Annotated in this window: 24 protein-coding genes; 19 read left to right on the top strand and 5 right to left on the bottom strand. The window is 61.6% G+C overall.

Annotation, left to right across the window (positions count from 1 at the left end):
• The first annotated feature begins 113 nt into the window (after positions 1-113).
• The 3 genes from acnA (at position 114) to P7C00_RS10485 (ending at position 5608) form a co-directional block, all read left to right on the top strand.
• Positions 114-2855 (top strand): aconitate hydratase AcnA, encoded by a 2742-nt coding sequence (gene acnA, locus P7C00_RS10495; RefSeq protein WP_404938866.1) that lies wholly within the window; start codon positions 114-116, stop codon positions 2853-2855.
• 178 nt (positions 2856-3033) lie between these two features.
• Positions 3034-3825 (top strand): CPBP family intramembrane glutamic endopeptidase, encoded by a 792-nt coding sequence (locus tag P7C00_RS10490; RefSeq protein ID WP_346631796.1) that lies wholly within the window; start codon positions 3034-3036, stop codon positions 3823-3825.
• 217 nt (positions 3826-4042) lie between these two features.
• Positions 4043-5608 carry a PAS domain-containing methyl-accepting chemotaxis protein gene (locus P7C00_RS10485; RefSeq protein WP_346631797.1) on the top strand — a complete coding sequence of 522 codons (1566 nt, stop codon included), beginning with the start codon at positions 4043-4045 and terminating at the stop codon, positions 5606-5608.
• Positions 5609-5774: 166 nt separating this feature from the next.
• Here the strand turns inward: P7C00_RS10485 and P7C00_RS10480 are convergent, their stop codons facing one another.
• Positions 5775-6470: an alpha/beta family hydrolase gene (locus tag P7C00_RS10480; RefSeq protein ID WP_346631798.1), complete on the bottom strand. Its 696-nt coding sequence runs from the start codon at positions 6468-6470 to the stop codon at positions 5775-5777.
• A gap of 99 nt (positions 6471-6569) precedes the next feature.
• On the opposite strand from P7C00_RS10480, the gene ccoN (P7C00_RS10475) reads away from it, so the two are divergent.
• The 14 genes from ccoN (P7C00_RS10475) to hemN all read left to right on the top strand — a co-directional run bounded on the left by ccoN (P7C00_RS10475) (position 6570) and on the right by hemN (position 20868).
• A complete protein-coding gene (gene ccoN / locus P7C00_RS10475; RefSeq protein WP_346631799.1) occupies positions 6570-7994 on the top strand; it encodes a cytochrome-c oxidase, cbb3-type subunit I in 1425 nt (474 codons plus the stop codon).
• Between the two features lie 10 nt (positions 7995-8004).
• A complete protein-coding gene (ccoO, locus tag P7C00_RS10470; protein ID WP_123725346.1) occupies positions 8005-8613 on the top strand; it encodes a cytochrome-c oxidase, cbb3-type subunit II in 609 nt (202 codons plus the stop codon).
• A 3-nt stretch (positions 8614-8616) separates the two neighbouring features.
• A complete protein-coding gene (locus P7C00_RS10465; RefSeq protein WP_123725347.1) occupies positions 8617-8847 on the top strand; it encodes a cbb3-type cytochrome c oxidase subunit 3 in 231 nt (76 codons plus the stop codon).
• Positions 8844-9785, top strand: coding sequence for a cytochrome-c oxidase, cbb3-type subunit III (ccoP, locus tag P7C00_RS10460; RefSeq protein WP_123725348.1), 942 nt, complete (start codon positions 8844-8846; stop codon positions 9783-9785). Before P7C00_RS10465 ends, ccoP (P7C00_RS10460) begins: the two co-directional genes overlap by 4 nt.
• Before the next feature lie 494 nt (positions 9786-10279).
• Positions 10280-11722, top strand: coding sequence for a cytochrome-c oxidase, cbb3-type subunit I (gene ccoN, locus P7C00_RS10455; protein ID WP_159897364.1), 1443 nt, complete (start codon positions 10280-10282; stop codon positions 11720-11722).
• Positions 11722-12330 (top strand): cytochrome-c oxidase, cbb3-type subunit II, encoded by a 609-nt coding sequence (gene ccoO, locus P7C00_RS10450; RefSeq protein ID WP_011060240.1) that lies wholly within the window; start codon positions 11722-11724, stop codon positions 12328-12330. Before ccoN (P7C00_RS10455) ends, ccoO (P7C00_RS10450) begins: the two co-directional genes overlap by 1 nt.
• 5 nt (positions 12331-12335) lie before the next feature.
• Positions 12336-12521, top strand: coding sequence for a CcoQ/FixQ family Cbb3-type cytochrome c oxidase assembly chaperone (locus P7C00_RS10445; RefSeq protein WP_011060239.1), 186 nt, complete (start codon positions 12336-12338; stop codon positions 12519-12521).
• Positions 12518-13495: a cytochrome-c oxidase, cbb3-type subunit III gene (ccoP, locus tag P7C00_RS10440; RefSeq protein ID WP_404938864.1), complete on the top strand. Its 978-nt coding sequence runs from the start codon at positions 12518-12520 to the stop codon at positions 13493-13495. The genes P7C00_RS10445 and ccoP (P7C00_RS10440) overlap by 4 nt, the downstream gene beginning before the upstream one ends.
• A 392-nt stretch (positions 13496-13887) precedes the next feature.
• On the top strand, positions 13888-15303 hold the full coding sequence (ccoG, locus tag P7C00_RS10435) for a cytochrome c oxidase accessory protein CcoG (protein ID WP_404938862.1): 1416 nt from the start codon (positions 13888-13890) through the stop codon (positions 15301-15303).
• Between the two features lie 18 nt (positions 15304-15321).
• On the top strand, positions 15322-15858 hold the full coding sequence (locus tag P7C00_RS10430) for a FixH family protein (RefSeq protein ID WP_346631803.1): 537 nt from the start codon (positions 15322-15324) through the stop codon (positions 15856-15858).
• A 100-nt stretch (positions 15859-15958) separates the two neighbouring features.
• Complete coding sequence (locus P7C00_RS10425; protein WP_404938860.1) at positions 15959-18409, top strand: heavy metal translocating P-type ATPase; 2451 nt, start codon at positions 15959-15961, stop codon at positions 18407-18409.
• A 21-nt stretch (positions 18410-18430) separates the two neighbouring features.
• Positions 18431-18661, top strand: a complete 231-nt coding sequence (gene ccoS, locus P7C00_RS10420; RefSeq protein WP_346631805.1) for a cbb3-type cytochrome oxidase assembly protein CcoS — start codon at positions 18431-18433, stop codon at positions 18659-18661.
• A complete protein-coding gene (locus tag P7C00_RS10415; protein WP_123725831.1) occupies positions 18654-19337 on the top strand; it encodes a sulfite exporter TauE/SafE family protein in 684 nt (227 codons plus the stop codon). Before ccoS ends, P7C00_RS10415 begins: the two co-directional genes overlap by 8 nt.
• Positions 19338-19485: 148 nt before the next feature.
• Positions 19486-20868, top strand: coding sequence for an oxygen-independent coproporphyrinogen III oxidase (gene hemN / locus P7C00_RS10410; RefSeq protein ID WP_346631806.1), 1383 nt, complete (start codon positions 19486-19488; stop codon positions 20866-20868).
• On the opposite strand, the gene P7C00_RS10405 is transcribed toward hemN, so the two are convergent.
• On the bottom strand, positions 20865-21344 hold the full coding sequence (locus P7C00_RS10405; RefSeq protein WP_404938858.1) for a hypothetical protein: 480 nt from the start codon (positions 21342-21344) through the stop codon (positions 20865-20867). The two genes, hemN and P7C00_RS10405, sit on opposite strands and share 4 nt — an antisense overlap.
• Before the next feature lie 153 nt (positions 21345-21497).
• Here P7C00_RS10405 and fnrA point away from each other — a divergent pair, with 153 nt between their 5' ends.
• Together fnrA and P7C00_RS10395 are read left to right on the top strand one after the other, a co-directional pair.
• Entirely contained in the window at positions 21498-22232 is a 735-nt protein-coding gene (gene fnrA / locus P7C00_RS10400) for a Crp/Fnr family transcriptional regulator FnrA (RefSeq protein WP_011060230.1), read from the top strand.
• 81 nt (positions 22233-22313) lie between these two features.
• A complete protein-coding gene (locus P7C00_RS10395; protein WP_346631808.1) occupies positions 22314-22862 on the top strand; it encodes an adenine phosphoribosyltransferase in 549 nt (182 codons plus the stop codon).
• A 33-nt stretch (positions 22863-22895) separates the two neighbouring features.
• Here the strand turns inward: P7C00_RS10395 and P7C00_RS10390 are convergent, their stop codons facing one another.
• From P7C00_RS10390 to P7C00_RS10380, 3 genes are all read right to left on the bottom strand, one after another.
• Entirely contained in the window at positions 22896-24044 is a 1149-nt protein-coding gene (locus P7C00_RS10390) for an acyl-CoA dehydrogenase family protein (RefSeq protein WP_346631809.1), read from the bottom strand.
• A gap of 102 nt (positions 24045-24146) precedes the next feature.
• Complete coding sequence (recR, locus tag P7C00_RS10385) at positions 24147-24749, bottom strand: recombination mediator RecR (RefSeq protein ID WP_404938856.1); 603 nt, start codon at positions 24747-24749, stop codon at positions 24147-24149.
• A gap of 57 nt (positions 24750-24806) precedes the next feature.
• Positions 24807-25850: an NADP-dependent oxidoreductase gene (locus tag P7C00_RS10380; RefSeq protein ID WP_404938854.1), complete on the bottom strand. Its 1044-nt coding sequence runs from the start codon at positions 25848-25850 to the stop codon at positions 24807-24809.
• Between the last annotated feature and the right edge of the window lie 190 nt (positions 25851-26040).

Below are 26040 nucleotides of genomic sequence, written 5' to 3'. Positions count from 1 at the left end.
CCTTGGACTGAACCCAGGAGTCCAGTGATTAGCTATAAGCCCCAAACAGAGCTAGGTTAACTCTCTGTCCGTATCACAGGCCCGTAGCCGTGCGGGCCACAAGGAGTCATTCAATGCCATCCCTCGATAGCCTGAAAACCCTTAAAACCCTAAAAGTCGACGACAAGACTTATCACTATTTCAGCCTGCCGGACGCCGCCAAGAGCCTGGGCGATATCGACGCCCTGCCCATGTCACTGAAAGTCCTGCTGGAAAACCTACTGCGCTGGGAAGACGACAAGACCGTCACCGGTGCCGACCTCAAGGCCCTCGCCGCCTGGCTCAAGGAGCGTCGCTCCGACCGGGAAATCCAGTACCGCCCCGCTCGTGTCCTGATGCAGGACTTTACCGGCGTGCCCGCCGTGGTCGACCTGGCCGCCATGCGCGCCGCCATGGCCAAGGCCGGTGGCGATCCACAACGGATCAACCCGCTGTCCCCCGTGGACCTGGTGATCGACCACTCAGTGATGGTGGACAAGTTCGCCAGCAGCAGCGCCTTCGAACAGAACGTCGACATCGAGATGCAGCGCAACGGCGAACGCTATGCCTTCCTGCGCTGGGGCCAGAGCGCCTTCGACAACTTCAGTGTGGTACCGCCGGGCACCGGCATCTGTCATCAGGTCAACCTGGAGTACCTGGGGCGCACGGTCTGGACCAAGGACGAGGACGGCCGCACCTACGCCTTCCCCGACACCCTGGTGGGCACCGATTCCCACACCACCATGATCAACGGCCTCGGCGTGCTGGGCTGGGGCGTGGGCGGGATCGAAGCAGAGGCGGCGATGCTGGGCCAGCCGGTGTCCATGCTGATCCCGGAAGTCATCGGCTTCAAACTCACCGGCAAGCTCAAGGAGGGCATCACCGCCACCGATCTGGTGCTGACGGTGACCCAGATGCTGCGCAAGAAGGGCGTAGTGGGCAAGTTCGTCGAGTTCTATGGCGATGGCCTGGCCGACCTGCCCCTGGCAGACCGCGCCACCATTGCCAACATGGCCCCGGAATACGGCGCCACCTGCGGCTTCTTCCCGGTGGATGAGATCACTCTCGACTACCTGCGCCTGTCCGGGCGCCCGAGCGAACTGGTGAAACTTGTCGAGGCCTACAGCAAGGCCCAGGGCCTGTGGCGCCTGCCGGGCAAGGAGCCGGTGTTCACCGACAGCCTGGCCTTGGACATGGGCACCGTGGAAGCCAGCCTCGCCGGACCAAAACGGCCGCAGGACCGGGTTGCACTGCCCAATGTGGCCCAGGCTTTCACTGACTTCCTCGACCTGCAGTTCAAGCCCACCAGCAAGGAAGAGGGTCGCCTGGAAAGCGAGGGCGGCGGCGGTGTCGCCGTGGGCAATGCCGATCTGGTGGGAGAAACCGACTACCAGTACGAAGGCCAGACCTACCGCCTGAAAAACGGTGCGGTGGTCATTGCCGCAATCACCTCCTGCACCAACACCTCCAACCCCAGCGTGATGATGGCGGCCGGGCTGGTGGCGAAAAAAGCTGTAGAGAAAGGCCTGCAACGCAAGCCCTGGGTCAAGAGCTCACTGGCCCCTGGCTCCAAGGTGGTCACCGACTACTACAAGGCCGCCGGGCTCACGCCTTACCTGGACCAGTTGGGCTTCGACCTGGTGGGTTATGGCTGCACCACCTGCATCGGCAACTCCGGTCCGCTACAGGAGCCGATCGAGAAAGCCATCCAGCAAGCCGACCTCACCGTGGCTTCAGTGCTGTCGGGCAACCGCAACTTCGAAGGCCGGGTGCACCCGCTGGTCAAAACCAACTGGCTGGCCTCCCCGCCCCTGGTGGTGGCCTATGCCCTGGCCGGCACAGTGCGTATCGACATCAGCAGCGAACCGCTGGGTCAAGACAAGAACGGCCAGCCGGTGTACCTGCGGGACATCTGGCCCAGCAGCAAGGAGATCGCCGAGGCTGTGGCCCAGGTCAACACGCGGATGTTCCACAAGGAATACGCCGAGGTGTTTGCCGGTGATGCCCAATGGCAAGCCATTGACGTGCCCCAGGCCGCCACCTATGTCTGGCAGGACGACTCCACCTACATCCAGCATCCCCCTTTCTTCGACGACATTGCCGGCCCCCTGCCGGAAATCAAGGACGTCAGCGGTGCCCGGGTACTGGCGCTACTGGGGGACTCAGTGACCACCGACCACATCTCTCCCGCCGGCAATATCAAGGCCGACAGCCCTGCCGGCCGTTACCTGCGGGACAAGGGCGTGGAACCCCGGGACTTCAATTCCTACGGCTCGCGTCGGGGCAATCACCAAGTGATGATGCGCGGCACCTTCGCCAACATCCGCATCCGCAACGAAATGCTCGGCGGCGAAGAAGGCGGCAATACGTTCTACATCCCCAGCGGCGAGAAAATGTCGATCTACGACGCAGCCATGAAATATCAGGCCTCGGGCACGCCGCTGGTGGTCATCGCCGGTCAGGAGTACGGCACCGGCTCCAGTCGTGACTGGGCCGCCAAGGGCACCAACCTGCTGGGGGTCAAGGCGGTGATTGCCGAAAGCTTCGAGCGTATTCACCGCTCCAATCTGGTGGGCATGGGGGTCTTGCCCTTGCAGTTCAAGCTCGACCAGAACCGCAAGAGTCTGAAACTCACCGGCAAGGAGACCCTGGACATCCTTGGCCTGAGCGATGTGGAACTGACTCCACGGATGAACCTGCCCCTGGTGATCACCCGCGAGGATGGCAGCCAGGAGAAAATCGAGGTGCTGTGCCGCATCGATACCTTGAACGAAGTCGAGTACTTCAAGTCTGGAGGGATCCTGCACTACGTGTTGCGACAGCTGATTGCATCCTGATCCGCTACGAAACCAGACACCGCCTTAGGGCGGTGTTTTTCGTCGGGCTGTCGTACAAAACTCAGCTGGTTATACTTGCCGCCCGCCGAAGCTGACTCACCGGTCGCAATGGCGACTACAGATCCGGCGCTGAACAACGTTTCTGCAACACCCCTTTCTTTTGCAACAAGGATTCCACATGACCGCTTTGCCATGGATGTATCTGGCACTCCTTTCTATTGGCTACGCACTGGCTCTGAGCTACGGGCAACTGGGACTGCTGGCCGCCCTCTCGATCTTCCTGCTGCTCTGCGCCGGATTCGCCGTACGCCAGCAACGCAGCCGCATCGGCCAATACCTGGGCCACGGCCTGTTCGTGGTGATCGCCCTGGCCCTGGCCATGCACTGGCTGCCAGGCTTTTACAACGGCCGGGCCATTGATCCGCAGCGTTTTACCGACGACGCCGTGCCCTTCTCCATGTACCTGAATCAGGACAAACCGCTGATCGGCTTCTGGCTGCTGCTGGTCTGCCCCTGGATCGTCGGTCGGCGCTCGCTGCGCCTGTCGCTCTACGCCACGGTGCTGGCCCTGGCGGTGTGCGCAGTCGCCGCATTGGGTGGCGCATTGCTGCTGGGAATCATCAGTTGGGCGCCGAAATGGCCGGATCAGGCCTGGTTGTGGGTATTGAACAATCTGCTGCTGGTGACCCTGGTGGAGGAAGCGCTGTTCCGTGGTTACATCCAGGGCGGCCTGGGCCGGAGGTTCAAGGCCCTTCCCTATGGCGAAAACCTGGCACTGCTGTGTGCGGCCCTGCTATTCGGCCTGGTACACCTGGGTGCTGGCTGGCAATGGACCCTACTGGCGGCCATCGCCGGGGTCGGCTACGGTCTGGCCTATCGCTTTGGTGGCCTGGGTGCGGCAATCGCCACTCACTTTGCTCTCAATCTGCTGCATTTCGGCTTGTTCACCTATCCGATGCTCGCCGGATAACCCAGCGAAAAGTTGTCAAAACCAGTACTTCAGGACAATTGACTATCAAGGAAGAAGGTCAATGATTAGCGCCTCGCCAAAGCCACCGGAACCTCGGTGGCGCATTTTGCAAGCGACAGCTTCTGCCAATGAGACCCAGCGCCGATTATTGAAAAATAATTTCAATAATCGGCTGAAGCGGCCGACAACCCATCAAAGCCTTGCGGATTGAAAAACCATGCGTAATAACCAGCCTGTCACTCAGCGCGAACGTACCTTCCCGGCTCAACAACGGTTGATTTCCACCACCGACGCCAAAGGCGTGATCACCTACTGCAACGATGCTTTTGTCGAGATCAGTGGGTTCTCCCGTGAAGAACTGGTTCGCGCGCCGCACAACCTGGTCCGTCACCCTGATGTACCCGCGGCAGTGTTCGCGCACATGTGGGGCACCTTGAAACAAGGCTTGCCATGGATGGGCATCGTCAAGAACCGCTGCAAGACCGGCGACCACTACTGGGTCAACGCCTATGTGACACCAGTGTTCGAAGGCAACCAGGTGGTGGGCTACGAATCGGTACGGGTCAAGCCCACTGCCGAACAGGTGCGCCGCGCCGAAGCCCTCTATCAGCGCATCAACCAGGGCAAGTCGGCCATTCCCAAGCGTGACAAGTGGTTGCCGATCCTTCAGGACTGGCTGCCGTTCATTCTGGTCAGCCAACTGAGCTTCATGATCGGCGCCTGGCTCAACTCCCACTGGGGCTTTGCCCTGGCCGCAGCCCTCTCGGTGCCGCTGGGCCTGTTGGGCCTGAGCTGGCAGCAACGAGGCCTCAAGCGCCTGCTGCGCCTGGCCGAACAAACCACTTCCGACCCGCTGATCGCCCAGATGTACACCGACAGCCGTGGCGCCCAGGCGCGCCTGGAAATGTCGATCTTGAGCCAGGAAGCCCGCCTGAAGACTTGCCTGACCCGCTTGCAGGACACTGCGGAGCACCTCAACGAACAGGCTCGACAGTCCGACACCCTGGCCCACAACAGCTCCAGCGGCCTGGAACGTCAGCGGGTCGAGACCGAGCAGGTGGCCACAGCGGTCAACCAGATGGCCGCCACCACCCAGGAAGTGGCCAGTCACGTACAACGCACCGCTGACGCTACCCAGGAGGCCAATCGTCTCACCGGTCGCGGCCGGGATATCGCCGGGGAAACCCGCGAAGCCATCCAGCGCCTGTCGGTGGTGGTGGGCGAAACCGGCCTGACCGTGACCCAACTGGCCAAGGACAGCGACGAGATCGGCGGCGTAGTGGATGTGATCAAGGGCATCGCCGACCAGACCAACCTGCTGGCCTTGAACGCCGCCATCGAAGCGGCGCGCGCTGGGGAAATGGGCCGCGGCTTTGCCGTGGTCGCCGATGAAGTGCGCCAGCTGGCGCAACGCACCAGCGAGTCCACCGGACAGATCCACACCCTGATCGCCAAGCTGCAACAAACCGCCGCCACCGCAGTGCAAACCATGGATGCCGGTCACCGTCAGGCCGAAGAAGGCGTGGCCCGGGTGCTGGAAGCCGACCAGGCGCTGGTGGGCATCAGTGAAGCGGTGGCCAACATCACCGACATGACCACCCAGATCGCTGCAGCCACCGAAGAGCAAAGCTCGGTGGCCGAAGAAATCAGCCGCAACATCAGCACCATCGCGCAACTGGCGGACCAGACTTCGGAGCAGGCCCAGCACTCGGCCGAACTCAGCGAAGCCCTGACCCGCACGGCGCACACGCAGTACTCGCTGGTGGAGCGCTTCAACCGCTGAGTCCCTGGACTGGCGACAAAAAACCGGAAGCCAAGGCTTCCGGTTTTTTTATGCCCGCAAACCCGCCCAACAAATGTTGGAGCGAGCTTGCTCGCGATAAATCTTCACCGCGATACAAGTTCGAGGACCGAGTGAACACTTCGCGAGCCAGCTCGCTCCTACAGGATCAGGTCGGCGCTTGCAGGAACGCAGCGACCTTGGTCGCCGCGGACTCCAGGTGCTGCTCGTGGGTGAAACCGGAAGCCTTCAGGGGCTTGAGATCGTGATCAGCGGCCGTCAGCCAGTGCAACTCGATAGCAGGTGCCAGTGAGTAGGCTTCGACCGCCTGGCGATTACCCAGGGCGTCACGCTCGCCCTGCACGATCAGGGTCGGTGTCACCAGTTCGGCCAGGTGCGCCACTCGCGGCTTCTCCGGCTTGCCGGCGGCATAGAAGGGATAGCCCAGGCACACCAGGGCATCGGCAGCCAGCTCATCGGCCAGCAAGCTGGCCATCCGCCCGCCCATGGACTTGCCGCCCACCGCCAAAACCCCAGTGACATAAGGTCGCACCAAGGCATGCACCTCGCGCCAGCACTCCAGAAGCTTGGGTGCCGGGTTGGGCGGTCGCTTGCCACCGTCCAGGCGCCGCTGGGCCATGTAGGGAAACTCGAAGCGCAAGACGTTCACCCCATGCCCGGCAAGGCGTGCAGCGATGTCGCTCATGAACCCGCTGTCCATTGGCGCGCCGGCACCGTGGGCCAGGATCAGGGTCGGTGCCTGCAACGGGTCGGCAACAGCGGCGACCTCCCATAACCAGCCCCGCTCGCGCACGCACTGCGCCCATTGATCCCCGTCAATACTGGCCTTGTGCTCATTGCTCATGCTTGCCTCGCTTTTAGTCTGCCTATAACTCCAGACGAAGTGAGCGCGCCTTGCCGTGCGCAGTCGCTTTCACTTCAGCTGAACCGTGGATGGGGAACCATGAACACTTCTATCAGTACCGCCTACAACTACAAGGTGGTCCGCCAATTCGCCATTATGACGGTGGTGTGGGGCATCGTCGGCATGGGGCTCGGGGTTTTTCTCGCTGCCCAGTTGGTCTGGCCCGAACTCAACTTCGATCTACCGTGGACCAGCTTCGGCCGTCTACGTCCGCTGCACACCAACGCAGTGATCTTCGCCTTTGGCGGCTGCGCACTGTTTGCCAGCTCGTTCTACTCGGTGCAACGCACCTGTCAGACCCAGTTGTTCGCGCCGAAAATCGCCGCGTTCTGCTTCTGGGGCTGGCAGCTGGTCATCCTCTTGGCGGCTATCAGCCTGCCACTGGGCTACACCAGCTCCAAGGAGTACGCCGAACTGGAATGGCCGATCGATATCCTGATCACCATTGTCTGGGTGGCCTACGCCATCGTGTTCTTCGGCACCCTGGTGAAGCGCAAGACCAAACACATTTATGTGGGTAACTGGTTCTTCGGCGCCTTCATCATCACCGTGGCCATCCTGCACATCGTCAACAACCTGGAACTGCCGGTCAGCTTCACCAAGTCCTACTCGGTGTATGCCGGTGCGACCGATGCGATGGTGCAATGGTGGTACGGCCACAACGCCGTGGGCTTCTTCCTGACCGCGGGCTTCCTGGGGATGATGTACTACTTCGTACCCAAGCAGGCCGAGCGTCCGGTTTACTCCTATCGCTTGTCCATCGTGCACTTCTGGGCACTGATCACCCTGTACATCTGGGCCGGTCCGCACCACCTGCACTACACCGCTCTGCCGGACTGGGCACAATCCCTGGGGATGGTGATGTCCCTGGTACTGCTGGCGCCAAGCTGGGGCGGCATGATCAACGGGATGATGACCCTCTCGGGCGCTTGGCATAAGTTGCGCAGCGACCCGATTCTGCGCTTCCTGGTTGTGTCGCTGGCGTTCTACGGCATGTCGACCTTCGAAGGTCCGATGATGGCGATCAAGACCGTCAACGCCCTCTCCCACTACACCGACTGGACCATCGGCCACGTACACGCCGGCGCTCTGGGCTGGGTGGCGATGATCTCCATTGGCGCGCTGTACCACCTGATCCCGAAAGTCTTCGGTCGCGAGCAGATGTACAGCGTCGGCCTGATCAACACCCACTTCTGGCTCGCCACCATCGGTACCGTGCTCTACATCGCTTCGATGTGGGTCAACGGCATCGCCCAGGGCCTGATGTGGCGTGCAGTCAACGAAGACGGCACCCTGACCTACTCGTTCGTCGAAACCCTGGTGGCCAGCCACCCAGGCTTCATCGTGCGACTGGTGGGTGGTGCGATCTTCCTCAGCGGCATGTTCCTGATGGCCTACAACACCTGGCGCACCGTACGTGCCGCCGTGCCAGCCGAAGTCAACGCCGCTGCGCAGATGGCCTGAGGAGTCCGCCATGAAACACGAAACGATTGAAAAAAACGTCGGCCTGCTGATGCTGCTGATGGTCTTCGCGGTGAGCATCGGCGGTCTGACCCAGATCGTCCCGCTGTTCTTCCAGGACGTCACCAACAAGCCGGTGGAAGGCATGAAGCCCTACACCGCCCTGCAACTGGAAGGCCGTGACATCTACATCCGCGAAGGCTGCGTACAGTGCCACTCGCAGATGATCCGTCCGTTCCGCGCTGAAACCGAACGCTATGGTCACTACTCGGTGGCCGGTGAAAGCGTCTGGGACCACCCGTTCCTGTGGGGTTCCAAGCGTACCGGTCCGGACCTGGCCCGTGTCGGCGGCCGCTACTCCGATGACTGGCACCGTGCGCACTTGTACAACCCGCGCAACGTCGTGCCCGAGTCGAAGATGCCGGCCTACCCGTGGCTGGTAACAGCACCGGTGGACAGCAGCCATACCGAAACCAAGCTCAAGGTCATGCGCACCCTCGGCGTGCCCTACACCGACGACGACATCGCCGGGGCCACCGCCTCGCTCAAGGGCAAGACCGAGATGGACGCCCTGGTGTCCTACCTGCAAGTGCTTGGCACTGCGATCAAGAGCAAGAGGTGAGCCATGGGTTTTGAACTCGATAGCGGCATGATCCGCGGGCTCGGGACCCTGGTGGTGATGATCGCCTTCATCGGCCTGTCGATCTGGGTATTCAACGCCAAACGCAACCCCGAGTTTGCCCAGGCACGCCTGCTGCCCTTCGCCGACGATCCGGCGCCGGGCGCGGCGCACGCCGGCCATTCATCTGATGACGCTCAACCTCAAGAGCCTGCGACAAGGAGCATTCGGCCATGACCACCTTCTGGAGTACGTGGATCTGCGTACTGACCATCGGCAGCCTGATCGGCCTGACCTGGCTGCTGGTCGGCACCCGCAAGGGTGAAACCAAGGGCAGCGTGGACCAGACCATGGGCCACGCTTTCGATGGCATCGAGGAGTACGACAACCCCCTGCCGCAATGGTGGTTCCTGTTGTTCGCCGGGACCCTGGTGTTTTCCGTGGGCTACCTGATCCTCTACCCGGGTCTGGGCAACTGGAAAGGCATCCTGCCGGGCTATGAAGACGGCTGGACCCAGACCAAGGAATGGGAAAAGGAAATGGCCAAGGCGGACGTGAAATTTGGGCCGATCTTCGCCAAATTCGCTGCCATGCCCGTGGAAGAAGTGGCCAAGGACCCACAAGCACTGAAGATGGGTGGACGCCTGTTCGCTTCCAACTGCTCGGTGTGCCACGGCTCTGACGCCAAGGGTGCTTTCGGCTTCCCCAACCTGGCGGACGACAACTGGCGGTGGGGCGGCAGCGCTGACACCATCAAGGCCACCATCATGGGCGGCCGCATGGCGGCCATGCCGGCCTGGGGTGAAGTGCTCAAGGAAAACGGGGTGAAGAACGTTGCGGCCTATGTTCGTCATGAACTGGCCGGCCTGCCTCTGCCTGCAGACAGCGATGCTGACCTGCTGGCCGGACAGCAAGCATTCAGCACCACTTGCGTAGCCTGCCACGGCGCCAACGGCAAGGGCACCGAGATCATGGGCGCGCCCGATCTGACCCAGCCTGCCGGCTTCATCTACGGCACCAGCCTGGCGCAACTGCAACAGACCATCCGCCACGGTCGCCAGGGCCATATGCCGGCGCAGAGCGAACTGCTCGGCAATGACAAGGTGCAACTGCTGGCCGCCTACGTGTACAGCCTCTCCCACGGCAACAAGCAACAAGCCGCAAACGACCAGTAAGGCAACATCCGCAGGCTGCAGGTTTTCAACTTGCAGCCTGTCACTTGAAGTTCCCCCTGCCTCTTTGCGACCAAGTGTCGCACCCCTCTCCCCCGCCGCGTTTGCACTGATCCGAATCAGGTCTAAGCTTGCCCCGAAGCGCACTGGTAATGACCGGTCACAGGCCATCGGTATCCTAGACGTTCGAAGCTTTCGCTCGATGACAGGCCGCAAAGGCTGGTTTATACCGGCTGTCGACTGGCTTACCGCCTGTCAGCTGATCCGCGGGCTTCCACACACCCGGTTACATCTGACCTGACACCCCGAGTTTTTTGTCCACTGCGACATTTTGTCCGAGGGCATTTTTTGTCCCTACTCGGCATAGGGAAAGGCCGCAGAATCAGGCATGGAACGCATTGACCCAGGTCATGGCGCGTTGCAATGACCCCCTGCTTTCTCCATACTTGCGGCCGATTTTTATCCCTAATAAAACACCCAAACCGTGGAACCTTAGAATGAGCACAGCAATCAGTCCGACTGCTTATAACTATAAGGTAGTCCGCCAGTTCGCCATCATGACGGTGGTCTGGGGGATCCTTGGCATGGGGCTCGGTGTCTTCATCGCCTCGCAACTGGTCTGGCCGGAGTTGAACTTCGGTCTGCCATGGACGACCTTTGGACGCCTGCGCCCGCTGCACACCAACCTGGTGATCTTCGCCTTCGGTGGATGTGCATTGTTTGCCACCTCTTACTATGTCGTGCAGCGAACCTGCCAGACGCGACTGATTTCCGACAGCCTTGCGGCCTTCACCTTCTGGGGTTGGCAAGCGGTGATCGTCGGTGCGATCGTGACCCTGCCACTGGGTTACACCACCACCAAGGAATACGCCGAACTGGAATGGCCTCTGGCTATCCTGCTGGCGATCGTCTGGGTCACCTACGGCCTGGTGTTCTTTGGCACCATCACCAAGCGCAAGACCAAGCACATCTACGTCGGTAACTGGTTCTACGGTGCCTTCATCGTGGTGACCGCGATGCTGCACATCGTCAACCACGCCTCCCTGCCGGTCAGCTTCTTCAAGTCCTACTCGGCCTATGCCGGTGCGACTGATGCCATGATCCAGTGGTGGTATGGCCACAACGCCGTGGGCTTCTTCCTGACCACCGGCTTCCTGGGGATGATGTACTACTTCGTACCCAAGCAGGCCGAGCGTCCGATCTACTCCTATCGCCTGTCCATCGTGCACTTCTGGGCGCTGATCACCCTGTACATCTGGGCCGGTCCGCACCACCTGCATTACACCGCTCTGCCGGACTGGGCCCAGTCCCTGGGCATGGCCATGTCGATCATCCTGCTGGCACCCAGCTGGGGCGGCATGATCAACGGCATGATGACCCTGTCGGGCGCCTGGCATAAGCTGCGCACCGACCCGATCCTGCGCTTTTTGGTGGTATCCCTGGCGTTCTACGGCATGTCGACCTTCGAAGGTCCGATGATGGCGATCAAGACCGTCAACTCGCTCTCGCACTACACCGACTGGACCATCGGCCACGTACACGCCGGCGCTCTGGGCTGGGTAGCGATGATCTCCATCGGCGCTCTGTATCACCTGATTCCGAAAGTCTTCGGTCGTCAGCAGATGCACAGCACCGGCCTGATCAACACCCACTTCTGGCTGGCTACCATCGGTACCGTGCTCTACATCGCCTCGATGTGGGTCAACGGTATTACCCAGGGTCTGATGTGGCGTGCAATCAACGATGACGGCACCCTCACCTACTCCTTCGTCGAAGCACTGCAAGCCAGCCACCCGGGCTTTATCGTCCGTGCTCTGGGCGGTGCGTTCTTCGCCACCGGCATGCTGATCATGGCGTACAACGTGTTCCGTACCGTTCGCGCCTCGAACCCGGCTGAAGCTGAAGCCGCCGCTCAGATCGCTGTAGTTGGAGCTCACTGATGAAGCACGAAGTAGTCGAGAAGAATATTGGCCTACTGGCCTTCTTCATGGTCATCGCCGTCAGCATCGGCGGCCTGACCCAGATCGTCCCGCTGTTCTTCCAGGACGTCACCAACAAGCCGGTGGAAGGCATGAAGCCGCGCACCGCACTGGAACTGGAAGGCCGCGACGTGTACATCGCCAACGGCTGTGTCGGCTGCCACTCGCAGATGATCCGTCCGTTCCGTGCTGAAACCGAACGCTACGGTCACTACTCGGTGGCCGGCGAAAGCGTCTGGGACCACCCGTTCCTGTGGGGTTCCAAGCGTACCGGCCCGGACCTGGCCCGTGTCGGCGGCCGCTACTCCGATGACTGGCAGCGTGCGCACCTGTACAACCCGCGCAACGTTGTTCCCGAGTCGAAGATGCCGGCTTATCCGTTCCTCGTAGAAAACAAGCTCGACGGCAAAGACACCGCGAAGAAAATGGAAGTCTTGCGCACGCTCGGCGTCCCTTACACCGACGAAGACATCGCCGGTGCCAAGGATGCCGTGAAGGGCAAAACCGAAATGGACGCGCTGGTGGCCTATCTGCAAGGCCTGGGCACCATCATCAAAAGCAAACGGTGATCTAGATGGATATCGGGATGATTCGTGGCCTGGGCACCCTTGTTGTGATGGTGGCCTTCATCGGCTTGGCGCTCTGGGTGTTCAGCCCCAAGCGCAAGTCCGAGTTTGAAGACGCGACCTTGCTGCCGTTCGCGGATGATCCCGACGCCATCAAGCACGTCGAGCAAGCTTCTAGGAGTAACAAAGAATGACTACGTTCTGGAGTCTGTACGTCACAGTCCTCAGTCTGGGTACCATCTTCGCCCTGACCTGGCTGCTGCTGTCGACCCGCAAGGGCCAGCGCACCGAGCAGACCGACGAGACGGTCGGCCACTCCTTCGACGGGATCGAGGAGTACGACAACCCCCTGCCGAAGTGGTGGTTCATGCTGTTCGTCGGCACCATCGTCTTCGCCCTGGGTTACCTGGTGCTGTACCCGGGCCTGGGCAACTGGAAAGGCGTCCTGCCTGGCTACAACTACCTCGATAACGAGAAGCAGACCCCGTTCGCCAACGGCCAGTCCGGCTGGACCGGCGTGCATGAATGGGAAAAGGAAATGGCCAAGTCGGACGCCAAGTTCGGTCCGATCTTCGCCAAGTACGCCGCCATGCCTATCGAAGAAGTGGCCAAGGACCCGCAAGCCCTGAAAATGGGCGGTCGCCTGTTCGCTTCCAACTGCTCGGTCTGCCACGGTTCCGACGCCAAGGGCGCCTATGGCTTCCCCAACCTGACCGACGCCGACTGGCGCTGGGGCGGCGAGCCGGAAACCATCAAGGCCACCATCATGGGCGGTCGCCACGCGGTGATGCCCGCCTGGGTGGACGTGATCAAGGAACAGGGCGTCAGTGACGTTGCCGCTTATGTCCTGACCAACCTCGACGGCCGCAAACTGCCGGAAGGCATCAAGGCCGACCCGGTCAATGGCCAGAAGCTGTTCGCCGCCAACTGCGCGGTCTGCCACGGTCCGGAAGGCAAAGGCACCCCAGCCATGGGCGCCCCGAACCTGACTCACCCGGCAGCGTTCATCTACGGCTCGAGCTTCGCCCAACTGCAGCAGACCATTCGTCACGGCCGTCAGGGCGTGATGCCTGCTCAGGAACAACTGCAAGGCAATGACAAGGTTCACCTGCTGGCGGCTTATGTCTACAGCCTGTCCCACGGTGACAAGCAGGCCGACGCCGAGTAAGAGCGACAACTGAAAGCAACACTCAGCGGCCCCGCCAATCAGCATTGGCGGGGCCGTTTTGTTTGCGCCTTACATCGGCTGAGCTCGACGGTGGATCACCCTTCGCGGCAACCCGGCAGTAACGTTTCTACAATATGGAGGACTTCGAGGCCTGCTGCGTAGGCCTGATCAACCCCTGGAAGAATTGAACGGCGCGCCGTGCAAAACGGTCCATAATCCACAAGTCAATTGATTCAAGTCATTACACCATCAGTTGATTTCCCCCAACGCGACCAAAGGTCGCACCCTTGCGCTAGAGCTACAGGCGTATCATTGCGCCACTGCAACACCCCTTTTGACCCCGGCCGGCATGTACTGGCCGAGGCATTTTTCCACTGCCGTGGGATGCAATGATGAGCAACCAGATTCCCGTACAAGACGTTACCCCGCCTGCCAAAAACGCGACCAACAGCGTCGACCTCTACGCCTCCAGGGAAAAAATCTACACCCGCGCCTTCACTGGCCTGTTCCGTAACCTGCGCATGCTGGGCGGCGCCGGATTATTCCTGCTGTACTTCGGCACCGTGTGGCTCAACTGGGGTGGCCACCAGGCTGTCTGGTGGAACCTGCCGGAACGTAAATTCTTCATCTTTGGCGCCACGTTCTGGCCCCAAGACTTCATCCTGCTCTCGGGCCTGTTGATCATTGCCGCTTTCGGCCTGTTCTTCATCACCGTCTATGCCGGACGTGTCTGGTGCGGCTACACCTGCCCGCAGAGCGTCTGGACCTGGATCTTCATGTGGTGCGAAAAAGTCACCGAAGGCGACCGCAACCAGCGCATCAAGCTGGACAAGGCGCCCATGAGCGCCAACAAGTTCCTGCGCAAGCTCAGCAAGCACAGCCTCTGGCTGCTGATCGGTTTCGTCACCGGCATGACCTTCGTCGGCTACTTCTCGCCCATCCGCGAACTGGTCATCGACTTCTTCACTGGCCAGGCCGATGGCTGGTCGTACTTCTGGGTGGGCTTCTTCACCCTGGCCACCTACGGCAACGCCGGCTGGTTGCGCGAGCAAGTGTGCATCTACATGTGCCCCTATGCGCGCTTCCAGAGCGTGATGTTCGACAAGGACACCCTGATCGTTTCCTATGACCCACGCCGTGGCGAAAGCCGTGGCCCACGCAAGAAAGGCGCCGACTACAAGGCCCAGGGCCTGGGCGACTGCATCGATTGCACCATGTGTGTCCAGGTCTGCCCCACCGGCATCGACATCCGTGATGGCCTGCAGATCGAATGTATCGGCTGCGCCGCCTGTATCGACGCCTGTGACAGCATCATGGACAAGATGGAGTACCCCCGCGGGCTCATCAGCTACACCACCGAACACAACCTCTCCGGACAGAAAACCCATAAACTGCGTCCGCGCCTGATCGGTTACGCCCTGGTGTTGCTGGCCATGATCAGCCTGCTGGTCACCGCGTTCTTCATGCGTTCACTGGTGGGCTTCGATGTCAGCAAGGACCGGGTGCTGTACCGCGAAAACTCAGAAGGCCGGATCGAAAACGTCTATAGCCTGAAGATCATGAACAAGGACCAGCGCGACCACACCTACGTGCTCGATGCCGCTGGCCTGCCGGACCTGAAGCTGCAGGGCAAGCGCGAGATCCATGTGGTGGCCGGCGATATCGTCAGCATGCCAGTGGAACTGTCCATCGCTCCAGAGCAACTGCCATCGACCACCAACGAGGTGAAATTCATCCTCAAGGATGCCGACGATAACAGCGTCCACGTTGAAGCCAAGAGCCGGTTCATCGGCCCACAAATTCGTTAAGAGCCAAGAGAAGTGATCATGCCCGCAGCTACCACCACCAGCCCCTGGTACAAACACCTCTGGCCCTGGATCATCATCGGCATCCTCGCCTGCTCGGTGACCCTGACCCTGTCCATGGTGACCATTGCCGTGAACAACCCGGACAACCTGGTGAACGACAACTACTACGAGGCCGGCAAGGGCATCAACCGCTCCCTGGACCGCGAGTTGCTGGCCCAGACGCTGAAGATGCGCGCCAACGTGCACCTCGACGAACTGACCGGCGAAGTGGAGCTGCGCCTGAGCGGTAACAGCCAGCCCAAGACCCTGGAGCTGAACCTGATCTCGCCGACCCAGCCGGAGAAAGATCGCAAGATCAACCTCACCCGCAGCGAAACCGAACAAGGTCGCTACATTGGCCAGTTGACCGATCAGGTCGAAGGCCGGCGCTTCGTCGAACTGCTGGGAGTCGAAGGCGACAAGACCTGGCGCATGTTCGAAGAGGAACAAGTCAGTCACGACAAGGACCTGCTGCTGGGCGATGAGCCGCTGCAAGGGGCGGAAGACCTGAACTGATCAACACCTGTCGTCCATCGCCGGCGCGCCGCCTTTGCCCTCACCCGGGTTGCAGGCGACTTGCCGGCGATGAGTTTTTCCCCGACCACAAAGACCGCCGATGACCACGCCACTGCCTTGCTACCACTGCGCCCTGCCGGTTCCCACCGGCAGCCGGTTCACCGCCGTCGTGCTCGGCGAATCCCGGGAGTTCTGCTGCCCGGGTTGCCAGGCGGTCGCCGAGGCCATTGTCGCTGGCGGCCTGGAGCATTACTACAGCCACCGCAGTGAAGCCTCGGCCAACCCCGAAGCCTTGCCTGTGCAGTTGCTGGATGAGTTGGCGCTATACGATCGTGCCGACGTGCAACAACCCTTTGTCCGCCACGAAGGCGAGCTGGCGGAAACCACTCTGCTCATGGAAGGCATCAGTTGCGCCGCCTGTGGCTGGCTGATCGAAAAGCATCTGCGCAGCCTGCCGGCAGTGGTCGAGGCCCGCCTCAACCTTTCCAACCACCGCCTGCATGTGCGCTGGGCCGATAGCCAGCTCCCGCTGAGCCAAGTCCTTAGCGAGCTACGACACATCGGCTACGCTGCCCACCCCTATCAACCGGACCGCGCCTCTGAACAACTGGCCAGCGAGAACCGCCTGGCGCTGCGCCAGCTGGGGGTCGCCGGGTTACTGTGGTTCCAAGCGATGATGGCAACCATGGCCACCTGGCCGGAATTCAATATCGACCTGAGCCCGGAGCTGCACGCCATCCTGCGCTGGGTTGCGCTTTTCCTCACCACCCCCATCGTGTTCTACAGCTGTGCACCTTTCTTCAAGGGCGCCATGCGCGACTTGCGCACCCGTCACCTGACCATGGATGTTTCGGTGTCCCTGGCCATCGGCGGAGCCTATCTGGCCGGGATCTGGACTGCCATCAGCGGCGTCGGCGAGCTGTATTTTGACGCCGTGGGCATGTTCGCCCTGTTTCTGCTGGCCGGACGCTACCTGGAACGCCGGGCCCGGGAACGCACTGCAGCAGCCACCGCACAACTGGTCAACCTGCTGCCAGCCTCCTGCCTGCGCCTGAGCGAAGACGGCCAGAGCGAACGCATCCTGCTCACTGAGCTGCGCCTGGGGGACCGGGTGCTGGTGCATCCCGGCGCGGTACTGCCGGCGGATGGCAAGATCCTTGACGGCCAATCGAGCATCGACGAGTCCCTGCTCACTGGCGAGTACCTACCCCAGCCCCGCAGTCAGGGCGACATGATCACCGCAGGCACGCTGAACGTCGAAGGTGCATTGACGGTGGAAGTCCAGGCCCTGGGCCAGGACACCCGGCTGTCAGCCATCGTGCGCCTGCTGGATCGGGCTCAGGCAGAGAAACCTCGACTCGCGGAGGTCGCCGACCGCGCGGCCCAGTGGTTCCTGCTGTTCTCGTTGATCGCCGCTGCGGCCATCGGCCTGCTGTGGTGGCAACTGGACGCCTCGCGCGCCTTCTGGATCGTCCTGGCCATGCTGGTTGCCACCTGCCCTTGCGCGCTGTCCCTGGCCACTCCAACGGCCTTGACCGCCGCCACCGGCACCCTGCACAAGCTCGGCCTGCTGCTGACCCGCGGCCATGTGCTCGAAGGCCTGAACCAGATCGACACGGTGATTTTCGACAAGACCGGCACCCTCACCGAAGGACGCTTGGCACTGCGCGCCATTCGCCCCCTGGGTTGCGTGACCAGCGATGACTGCCTGAGCCTGGCGGCGGCCCTGGAGAACCGCTCCGAGCACCCTATCGCTCGGGCTTTTGGCCGCGCCCCAGTGGCGGCCGAAGAGGTCACCAGCAGCCCGGGACTGGGCCTGGAAGGTCTGGTGGGCACACAGCGCTTGCGCATCGGCCAGCCGGCATTCGTCTGCGAACTCAGCGGCTGCCCGGTGCCCTCGATGCCTGATGAAGCCGGCCAGTGGTTGTTGTTGGGTGACAGCCTGGGCGCCCTCGCCTGGCTGGTGCTCGATGACCGGCTGCGCAGCGACGCCCCAGCCCTCCTGGCCGCCTGCAAGGCTCGCGGCTGGCATACCTTGCTGCTTTCCGGGGACAGCTCACCGATGGTGGCCAGCGTCGCCGCCGAACTGCAGATCGACGAAGCCCGTGGCGGCCTGCGCCCGGATGACAAGCTGCAGGTACTGCAACAGCTGCATCAACAGGGCCGCAAAGTGCTGATGCTCGGCGACGGGGTCAACGATGTGCCGGTACTAGCCGCCGCCGACATCAGCGTGGCCATGGGTTCGGCCACTGACCTGGCCAAGACCAGCGCCGATGCAGTGCTCCTGTCCAACCGCCTGGACGCACTGGTGCAGGCCTTCAGCCTGGCCCGTCGGACCCGCCGGGTAATCATCGAGAACCTGCTCTGGGCCGGGCTGTACAATGGCCTGATGCTGCCGTTCGCCGCCCTGGGCTGGATCACTCCGGTCTGGGCTGCGGTCGGCATGTCCATCAGTTCCCTGACCGTGGTGCTTAATGCCCTGCGCCTGACCCGCATGCCGCGGTCAGCCGACAGCGCCGGCGCCCCCGAAACCCGCCTGTTGCCGGCCTGAGCCGCCGGGCCTGGAGTCCAGATGCCAGCTCTTTATGTGATGATTCCGGCCGCCCTGCTGATCGTGGCCATCGCCATCTACATCTTCTTCTGGGCCGTCGACAGCGGTCAGTACGACGACCTCGACGGCCCGGCCCACAGCATCCTGTTCGACGATCAGGACCCTAGCCACACCGCAGCGGTGGACGAAGCCAAGGGCCAGACAGACAACGACGCCGAGCCGGTCAAGAAAGCGGAACCACCCCATGCTTGAGCTGGCTCCCCTACTGGTTTCGGCGGTGATCCTTGGCTTGCTGGGTGGAGGGCATTGCCTGGGCATGTGCGGTGGGCTGATGGGCGCTCTGACCCTGGCCATTCCCCAGGACCAACGCAGCCGGCGTTTCCGACTGTTACTGGCCTACAACCTCGGACGCATCCTCAGTTATGCCCTGGCCGGCCTGCTGCTGGGTCTGGCTGGCTGGGCCGTGGCCAGCAGTCCGGTGGCGCTGTTCATGCGGGTACTGGCTGGCTTGTTGTTGATCGCCATGGGCCTGTACCTGGCCGGCTGGTGGAGCGGCCTGACCCGTATCGAAGGCCTTGGACGGGGCCTGTGGCGGCATATCCAGCCAGTCGCCAACCGCCTGCTGCCGGTTTCCAGCCTGCCTCGCGCACTGCTCCTGGGTGCGCTCTGGGGCTGGCTGCCTTGCGGTTTGGTGTACAGCACCCTGCTGTGGTCGGCGAGCCAGGGCAACGCCCTGGATAGCGCTCTGCTGATGCTGGCGTTCGGCCTCGGCACCTGGCCTGTGCTGTTGGCCACTGGTCTTGCGGCGGAACGGGTTACCGCCCTGCTGCGCCGTCGCAGCGTGCGCATGGCCGGAGGACTGTTGGTCATGCTGTTCGGCATCTGGACCCTGCCGGGGCCTCATCAGCACTGGCTGATGGGCCACTGATCCCTGGAAAGGGCCCGGCTACAGGGCTTGTACGCCCCGTCGGCGCTACCTCAGCGGCTCCCGAACACCCTTGATACAAATCAAGATGGCCGCAGCCCTAACCCCCTAGACTCGCGAACACTGCCAGCCTATCCGGGGGAATTCCCGCATGCTCGACGCCATTCGTTGGGACACAGATCTGATCCGCCGCTATGACCTGGCGGGACCACGCTACACCTCATATCCGACCGCGGTGCAATTCAACAGCCAGGTCGGCGCCTTCGATCTGCTGCACGCCCTGCGCGACAGCCGCAAGGCCCAGCGTCCGTTGTCGCTTTACGTGCACATCCCGTTCTGCGCCAACATCTGCTACTACTGCGCCTGCAACAAGGTCATCACCAAGGATCGCAGCCGCGCCCTGCCCTACCTGCAACGCCTGGAACAGGAGATGCAACTGATTGCCTGCCACCTGGCGCCCAACCAGCGGGTCGAGCAACTGCACTTCGGCGGCGGCACCCCGACCTTTCTCAATCACGATGAGCTGCGCCAACTGATGGCGCTGCTGCGCAAGCACTTCAACCTGCTGGACGATGACTCCGGGGACTACGGCATCGAGATCGACCCCCGGGAAGCCGACTGGTCCACCATGGGACTGCTCCGGGAGCTGGGCTTCAATCGGGTCAGCATTGGCCTGCAGGATCTGGACCCGGCGGTACAACGGGCGGTCAATCGCCTGCAGAGCCTGGAGGAAACCCGGGCCGTGATCGAAGCGGCCCGCACCCTGCAGTTCCGCTCCATCAACATCGACCTGATCTACGGCTTGCCCAAGCAGACCCCAGAGCACTTCGCCCGCACCGTGGAAGAAGTGATCAGCCTGCAACCGGATCGCCTCTCAGTCTTCAACTATGCCCATCTGCCCGAGCGCTTCATGCCGCAACGGCGGATCAATGGCAATGAGCTGCCGGCTCCGGCAGAGAAACTGGAGATGCTGCAACGCACCATCGAGCAGTTGACGGCAGCCGGTTATCGCTACATCGGCATGGACCACTTTGCCCTGCCCGACGACGAGCTGGCGATCGCTCAGGAAGAGTCGACCCTGCAACGCAACTTCCAGGGTTACACCACTCATGGCCATTGCGACTTGATTGGGCTGGGAGTATCGGCCATCAGCCAGATCGGCGATCTCTACTGCCAGAACAGCAGTGACTTGACCCAGTATCAAAATGCCTTGGCGGGCGCACAACTGGCCACTAGTCGTGGTCTGGTATGCAACGCCGACGACCGTCTGCGCCGTGAAGTTATTCAACAACTGATCTGCAACTTTAGTCTTAAGTTCGAAGATATAGAGAAGGCATTCAATATCGACTTTCGCGGCTACTTCAACGAACTATGGCCGGACCTGCAGGAGATGGCCGACGATGGCCTGATTCAACTCAGCGCCGAGGCCATTACCGTACTTCCGGCAGGACGCCTGTTGGTGCGTTCGGTGTGCATGATCTTCGATGCGTATCTGGGCCAACAGAATCGCCAGCGTTTTTCCCGGGTCATCTAGGACTTCATGATCAGGGAAGCGGCTTTCATCACCTGCTCGGGGCTCAGGCCTGCCTCTTTCATCGCCTTGGCCAGGGAGGCATTGGCCGTCAGCAAACCGCTGTTCAGGGCCGCCAGGGCAGACTGCAGGCTGCCGATCCGGGCCTTGACCTCTTCCGGGCTCAGGCGTTTGTCGGCCATGACCGCCTGAAGCCGGGCAAGCTTCTCAGTAATCTGTTGTTGCAATTTTCTGATCATCTTGAGGAGTTGTTGAATATTTTCGGGCAGGCCGCTTTCCTCGATGTCACGGTCATCGCCCGCAGCACTGGAGGATTTCTGTAGTCCAACACCCGACAGCGACACTTTGACGCCCTCTCCGACCACAGATTCAGCAACTAGTGGAGAGCCCTTTAGTTCATCGTCATCAATGCCTTTCGAGGTCTCGGAAAGTAGCTGCAAGTTGTTGCTGCCATTAGTAATACCGCCAACAGAGGACATAGTTGCAGCTCTCCAAGTTACTTTCGTTAACAGGTTATCGACTCATAAAAGGAATGCTTTACGACTAACAGTCAATACGGCACGGACTGGCCGGAACCTCCTCCCGTGAGTTACCCTTACGGCTTATGTGTGTTTTCCCACAAGGATTCTAGAATGTCCGAGCCAGTTAAACTGCGCGCTCATAACCAGGCCCATTGCAAGGATTGCAGCCTGGCCCCTCTGTGCCTGCCACTTTCCTTGAATTTGGAAGACATGGACGCGCTGGACGAAATCGTCAAACGTGGCCGCCCATTGAAAAAAGGCGAATTCCTGTTCCGTCAGGGTGACGGCTTCGACTCGGTGTATGCCGTGCGTTCAGGTGCCCTGAAAACCTTCAGCCTCAGTGACAGCGGCGAAGAACAGATCACCGGCTTCCACCTCCCCAGCGAGCTGGTGGGGCTGTCCGGCATGGATACCGAAAGCCATCCGGTTTCGGCACAAGCCCTGGAAACCACCTCGGTGTGCGAGATCCCCTTCGAACGCCTCGACGAACTGGCTCTGCAACTGCCGCAACTGCGCCGCCAATTGATGCGAGTCATGAGCCGTGAAATCCGTGACGATCAGCAGATGATGCTGCTGCTGTCGAAAAAGACCGCAGACGAGCGCATCGCCACCTTCCTGGTCAACCTCTCCGCGCGTTTCCGCGCACGGGGCTTTTCGGCCAACCAGTTCCGCTTGAGCATGTCGCGCAACGAAATTGGCAACTACCTGGGCCTGGCAGTGGAAACCGTGTCCCGGGTATTCACCCGTTTCCAGCAGAACGAACTGATTGCCGCCGAAGGCAAGGAAGTGCACATCCTCGATCCGATCCAGCTCTGCGCCCTGGCCGGCGGCTCGGTAGAAGGCTGAACCACAGCGCTTGCGACTGAGCCAAGCCGCTCGGTCGCGGGTATACTGGCGCGGCCTATTTGCCCGCCAGGACACCTGAAGATGGCCTTCGATTCCTTCGACATCAAATCCCTGATCCGCCCCGTCATCGACTTCCCGAAACCGGGCGTGATCTTCCGCGACATTACCCCTCTGTTCCAGTCTCCCCGGGCCCTGCGCCTGGTGGCCGACAGTTTCGCCCAGCGTTATGTCGAAGAAGACTTCAGCCACATCGGTGCCATGGACGCCCGGGGTTTCCTGATCGGCTCAATCATCGCCTACCAACTGAATAAACCGCTGATCCTGTTTCGCAAACAGGGCAAGCTGCCTGCGGACGTACTCGCCGAGGGCTATCAGACCGAATACGGCGAAGCCTTCCTCGAAGTCCACGCCGACAGTCTGTGCGAAGGCGATTCAGTACTGATGTTCGATGACCTGATTGCCACCGGCGGCACCCTGATTGCCGCGGCCAATCTGGTACGGCGCATGGGGGCGAAGATCTACGAGGCCGCTGCCATCATCGACCTGCCGGAACTGGGCGGCTCGCAGAAGCTGCAAGACATGGGCATACCCACCTTCTGCCTGACGCAGTTTTCGCTGACTGAGCGCTAGAGTCCACCCGCGTATTCATCGGCAAGCAGGTTCCTACAGGCCCATCTGCTTGCTGATGATTTCGTTCATCACCTCGCGGGTGCCGCCACCGATCGAGAGAATGCGGTTGTCGCGATACAGGCGCTCCACCAGGCTCTCGCGCATGTAGCCCATGCCACCGAGTATCTGCACCGCATCATGGGTAATACGGTCAGCGGTGTCGGTGGCAAAGTTCTTGGCCATGGAAATCTCCTTGATCACGCTCTTGCCGGCGGCCATCTTCGCCGCCTGGCGATAGGTGAACTCCCGCGAGACCTCCAGAGCCGTAGCCATCTCTGCCAGACGATGCTTGAGCACCTGGAACTTGGCGATGGGCTTGCCGAACGCCTCCCGCTCGCGAGCCCACTTCAGGCTTTCCTCCAGGGCCATCTGTGCGGTCATGTTGGCCATCAGCGCCAGGGCCAGGCGCTCGCTCTGGAAATTGCCCATGATGCAGGCAAAGCCCATGTTCTCGGCGCCGATCAGGTTGCCCACCGGCACCCGGCAATCGTCGAAGAACAACTCGGCAGTGTCCGAGGCCCACCAGCCCATCTTTTTCAGCTGTCGACCGATAGTGAAGCCCGGCGCGCCCTTTTCGATCAGCAGCAAGCTGATACCGCCGTAACCGGACTCACCGGTACGCACCGCAACGGTATAGAAATCGGCGCGTACGCCGCTGGTGATAAAGGTCTTGCTGCCGCTGACCCGATAATGATCGCCGTCGCGCACAGCGCGTGTCTGCAGATTGGCCACGTCCGAGCCGCCCCCGGGCTCGGTCACCGCCAGAGCGCAGATTTTCTCTCCGGACAGCACTTGGGGCGCCACTCGGTCCCGCACCTCGGGACGGGCCCATTTGACGATGGGCGGCAGGCCGATATCCAGGGAGCCCAGCCCCGCTACCAGGCCACCGGAACCGCTGCGCATCAGCTCTTCACTGGCGGCGATCTTGGCGAACAGGTCACCTTCGTGACTGCCCCCCAGCGCTTCGGGATAACCGATACCCAGAATCCCTGCAGCACCGGCCTTGAGATACAGCTCGCGGGGGAAGCTTTCAACCTCCTCCCACTGATCGATCTCGGGGAGGATTTCCCGTTCGACGAAACGTCGCACGCTGTCACGGACCAACTGGTGGCTGGGGTCGAAGTATTCCTGGCAGGCAGACATCGGCAAGCTCCTCTGAAGGGTCGAGGAAACTTACCAAGCGCTTGCTTGGTTTTCAAGAAGATGTGTGACGCGTCTTTCGCCGGCAAGCCGGCTCCTACCGCGTTATAGCGCTATGGGTTTGCGGCCGGCGAAAGAATGGGCCAGGGTGCCGCCATCCACCAGCTCCAGCTCGCCACCCAGGGGCACGCCGTGGGCGATACGCGAGGTGATCAGGCCTTTGTTGGTCAGCAACTGGGCAATGTAATGGGCCGTGGCCTCACCTTCCACCGTGGGGTTGGTGGCCAGGATGACCTCGGTAAAGCTGCCCTGCTCTTCAATCCGCGTCAGTAACTGAGGGATGCCGATGGCTTCCGGGCCCAGGCCGTCCAAAGGTGAAAGATGCCCCTTGAGCACGAAGTAGCGACCGCGGTAACCGGTCTGCTCCACCGCGTAGACATCCATCGGCCCTTCCACCACACACAACAAGCTGTCGTCACGGCGAGGATCGGCGCACTGCGGGCACAGATCGTCTTCAGTCAGGGTCCGGCATTGACGGCAATGGCCCACCCCTTCCATGGCCTGGCTCAGGGCCTGGGCCAGGCGCAAACCGCCACTGCGATCACGTTCAAGCAGCTGCAAGGCCATGCGCTGGGCGGTTTTCTGACCCACGCCCGGCAAGGTGCGCAGGGCATCGATCAGTTGGCGAATCAGGGGGCTGAAGCTCATGAGCAAAGGTCCGACAAAACAACGAGACGCGGTTTATACCCGCGCCTCAGGGTAGCGTCAAATACTCGCGTGCGCGGCAACCTTGACCACCAGCTTGCCGAAGTTGCGCCCTTCCAGCAGGCCGATGAAGGCTTCAGGCGCCTGCTCCAGGCCTTCGACCACATCCTCCTTGAACTTGACCTTGCCTTCGCGCACCCAGGGCGCCATGGCCTTGATGAACTCTGGATGCCGGTCGCCATAGTCGTCAAAAACGATAAAGCCCTGAATCCGCACCCGCTTGGTCAGCATGGTGCGCTGCAACAGCGGCAGGCGGTCCGGACCCGGCGGCAGCTCTTGGGCGTTGTACTGGGCGATCAGCCCGCACAGAGGAATGCGCGCCTTGGGATTGAGCAACGGCAGAACGGCATCGAACACCTTGCCACCGACGTTCTCGAAGTAGATATCCACACCCTTGAAGCAGGCCTGGGCCAGTTCATCGGCAAAACTGGCGCTCTTGTGATCGATGCAGGCGTCGAAACCCAATTCCTCGACCACGTAACGGCACTTGTCCGCACCGCCGGCCACACCCACCACCCGCAGCCCCTTGAGCTTGGCCACTTGCCCCACAACAGAGCCCACAGCTCCGGACGCCGCAGCCACCACCAGGGTTTCCCCGGCCTTGGGCTGACCGATGTCCATCAGCCCCATGTAGGCGGTCATCCCGGGCATGCCCAGCACGCCCAAGGCCATGGAGGGGCTGGGCAGGCCGGAAGGCACGGGAATCAGGTTACGGCCATCACTGATGCAGTGGCTCTGCCAGCCAGTGGCCCCCACCACCAGATCGCCTTCCTGGAACTTCGGATTCAGCGAACGTTCGACCCGACTCACTGCGCCACCGGTCATGACTTCATTGATTTCCACCGGTGCGGCGTAGGACGGTGCGTCGCTCATGCGGCCACGCATGTAGGGGTCCAGGGACAGGTAGAGGGTCTTCAGCAGGACCTGGCCGTCCGCCAGTTCCGGCAAGGCGACCCGCTCCAGGCGGAAGTTCTCAGGGACCGGTGCACCCTGGGGACGAGAGACCAGCACCACACGCTGGTTGAGGGTCAATGTTTGCGGCATCACAGACACTCCTGTATCGAGGGTTGGATAGGACTGTATAGGGTGCAGACCCTGAGAGGGCCGTGGCGTTCGATGTTTCTGCAGAGAGATCGGGGGGCGGCCTTCGCCGGCAAGCCGGCTCATGCGAACAGCGCAGTGCTTATCGACAGGATAAAAAAAGCCAGGCTCAAGGCCTGGCTTTTTTACGTCC

The sequence above is a fragment of the Pseudomonas sp. JDS08PS003 genome (assembly GCF_045013505.1).
GTDB lineage: Bacteria > Pseudomonadota > Gammaproteobacteria > Pseudomonadales > Pseudomonadaceae > Aquipseudomonas > Aquipseudomonas protegens_B.
Note: the sequence above shows the minus strand (reverse complement) of the source record. Positions and strands in the feature narration are given on the sequence as shown.

Excerpts from the sequence above, each read along its gene's own strand:
- P7C00_RS10425 (WP_404938860.1), top strand. The coding sequence starts at position 15,959 with ATGACCACGCCACTGCCTTGCTACCACTGCGCCCTGCCGGTTCCCACC.
- P7C00_RS10395 (WP_346631808.1), top strand. The coding sequence starts at position 22,314 with ATGGCCTTCGATTCCTTCGACATCAAATCCCTGATCCGCCCCGTCATC.
- ccoG (WP_404938862.1), top strand. The coding sequence starts at position 13,888 with ATGAGCAACCAGATTCCCGTACAAGACGTTACCCCGCCTGCCAAAAAC.
- fnrA (WP_011060230.1), top strand. The coding sequence starts at position 21,498 with ATGTCCGAGCCAGTTAAACTGCGCGCTCATAACCAGGCCCATTGCAAG.
- ccoO (WP_011060240.1), top strand. The coding sequence starts at position 11,722 with ATGAAGCACGAAGTAGTCGAGAAGAATATTGGCCTACTGGCCTTCTTC.
- P7C00_RS10465 (WP_123725347.1), top strand. The coding sequence starts at position 8,617 with ATGGGTTTTGAACTCGATAGCGGCATGATCCGCGGGCTCGGGACCCTG.
- recR (WP_404938856.1), bottom strand. The coding sequence starts at position 24,749 with ATGAGCTTCAGCCCCCTGATTCGCCAACTGATCGATGCCCTGCGCACC.
- ccoP (WP_404938864.1), top strand. The coding sequence starts at position 12,518 with ATGACTACGTTCTGGAGTCTGTACGTCACAGTCCTCAGTCTGGGTACC.
- P7C00_RS10415 (WP_123725831.1), top strand. The coding sequence starts at position 18,654 with ATGCTTGAGCTGGCTCCCCTACTGGTTTCGGCGGTGATCCTTGGCTTG.
- hemN (WP_346631806.1), top strand. The coding sequence starts at position 19,486 with ATGCTCGACGCCATTCGTTGGGACACAGATCTGATCCGCCGCTATGAC.
- P7C00_RS10485 (WP_346631797.1), top strand. The coding sequence starts at position 4,043 with ATGCGTAATAACCAGCCTGTCACTCAGCGCGAACGTACCTTCCCGGCT.
- P7C00_RS10430 (WP_346631803.1), top strand. The coding sequence starts at position 15,322 with ATGCCCGCAGCTACCACCACCAGCCCCTGGTACAAACACCTCTGGCCC.
- acnA (WP_404938866.1), top strand. The coding sequence starts at position 114 with ATGCCATCCCTCGATAGCCTGAAAACCCTTAAAACCCTAAAAGTCGAC.
- P7C00_RS10380 (WP_404938854.1), bottom strand. The coding sequence starts at position 25,850 with ATGCCGCAAACATTGACCCTCAACCAGCGTGTGGTGCTGGTCTCTCGT.
- P7C00_RS10445 (WP_011060239.1), top strand. The coding sequence starts at position 12,336 with ATGGATATCGGGATGATTCGTGGCCTGGGCACCCTTGTTGTGATGGTG.
- ccoO (WP_123725346.1), top strand. The coding sequence starts at position 8,005 with ATGAAACACGAAACGATTGAAAAAAACGTCGGCCTGCTGATGCTGCTG.
- P7C00_RS10480 (WP_346631798.1), bottom strand. The coding sequence starts at position 6,470 with ATGAGCAATGAGCACAAGGCCAGTATTGACGGGGATCAATGGGCGCAG.
- P7C00_RS10405 (WP_404938858.1), bottom strand. The coding sequence starts at position 21,344 with ATGTCCTCTGTTGGCGGTATTACTAATGGCAGCAACAACTTGCAGCTA.
- ccoS (WP_346631805.1), top strand. The coding sequence starts at position 18,431 with ATGCCAGCTCTTTATGTGATGATTCCGGCCGCCCTGCTGATCGTGGCC.
- P7C00_RS10490 (WP_346631796.1), top strand. The coding sequence starts at position 3,034 with ATGACCGCTTTGCCATGGATGTATCTGGCACTCCTTTCTATTGGCTAC.
- ccoN (WP_346631799.1), top strand. The coding sequence starts at position 6,570 with ATGAACACTTCTATCAGTACCGCCTACAACTACAAGGTGGTCCGCCAA.
- P7C00_RS10390 (WP_346631809.1), bottom strand. The coding sequence starts at position 24,044 with ATGTCTGCCTGCCAGGAATACTTCGACCCCAGCCACCAGTTGGTCCGT.
- ccoN (WP_159897364.1), top strand. The coding sequence starts at position 10,280 with ATGAGCACAGCAATCAGTCCGACTGCTTATAACTATAAGGTAGTCCGC.
- ccoP (WP_123725348.1), top strand. The coding sequence starts at position 8,844 with ATGACCACCTTCTGGAGTACGTGGATCTGCGTACTGACCATCGGCAGC.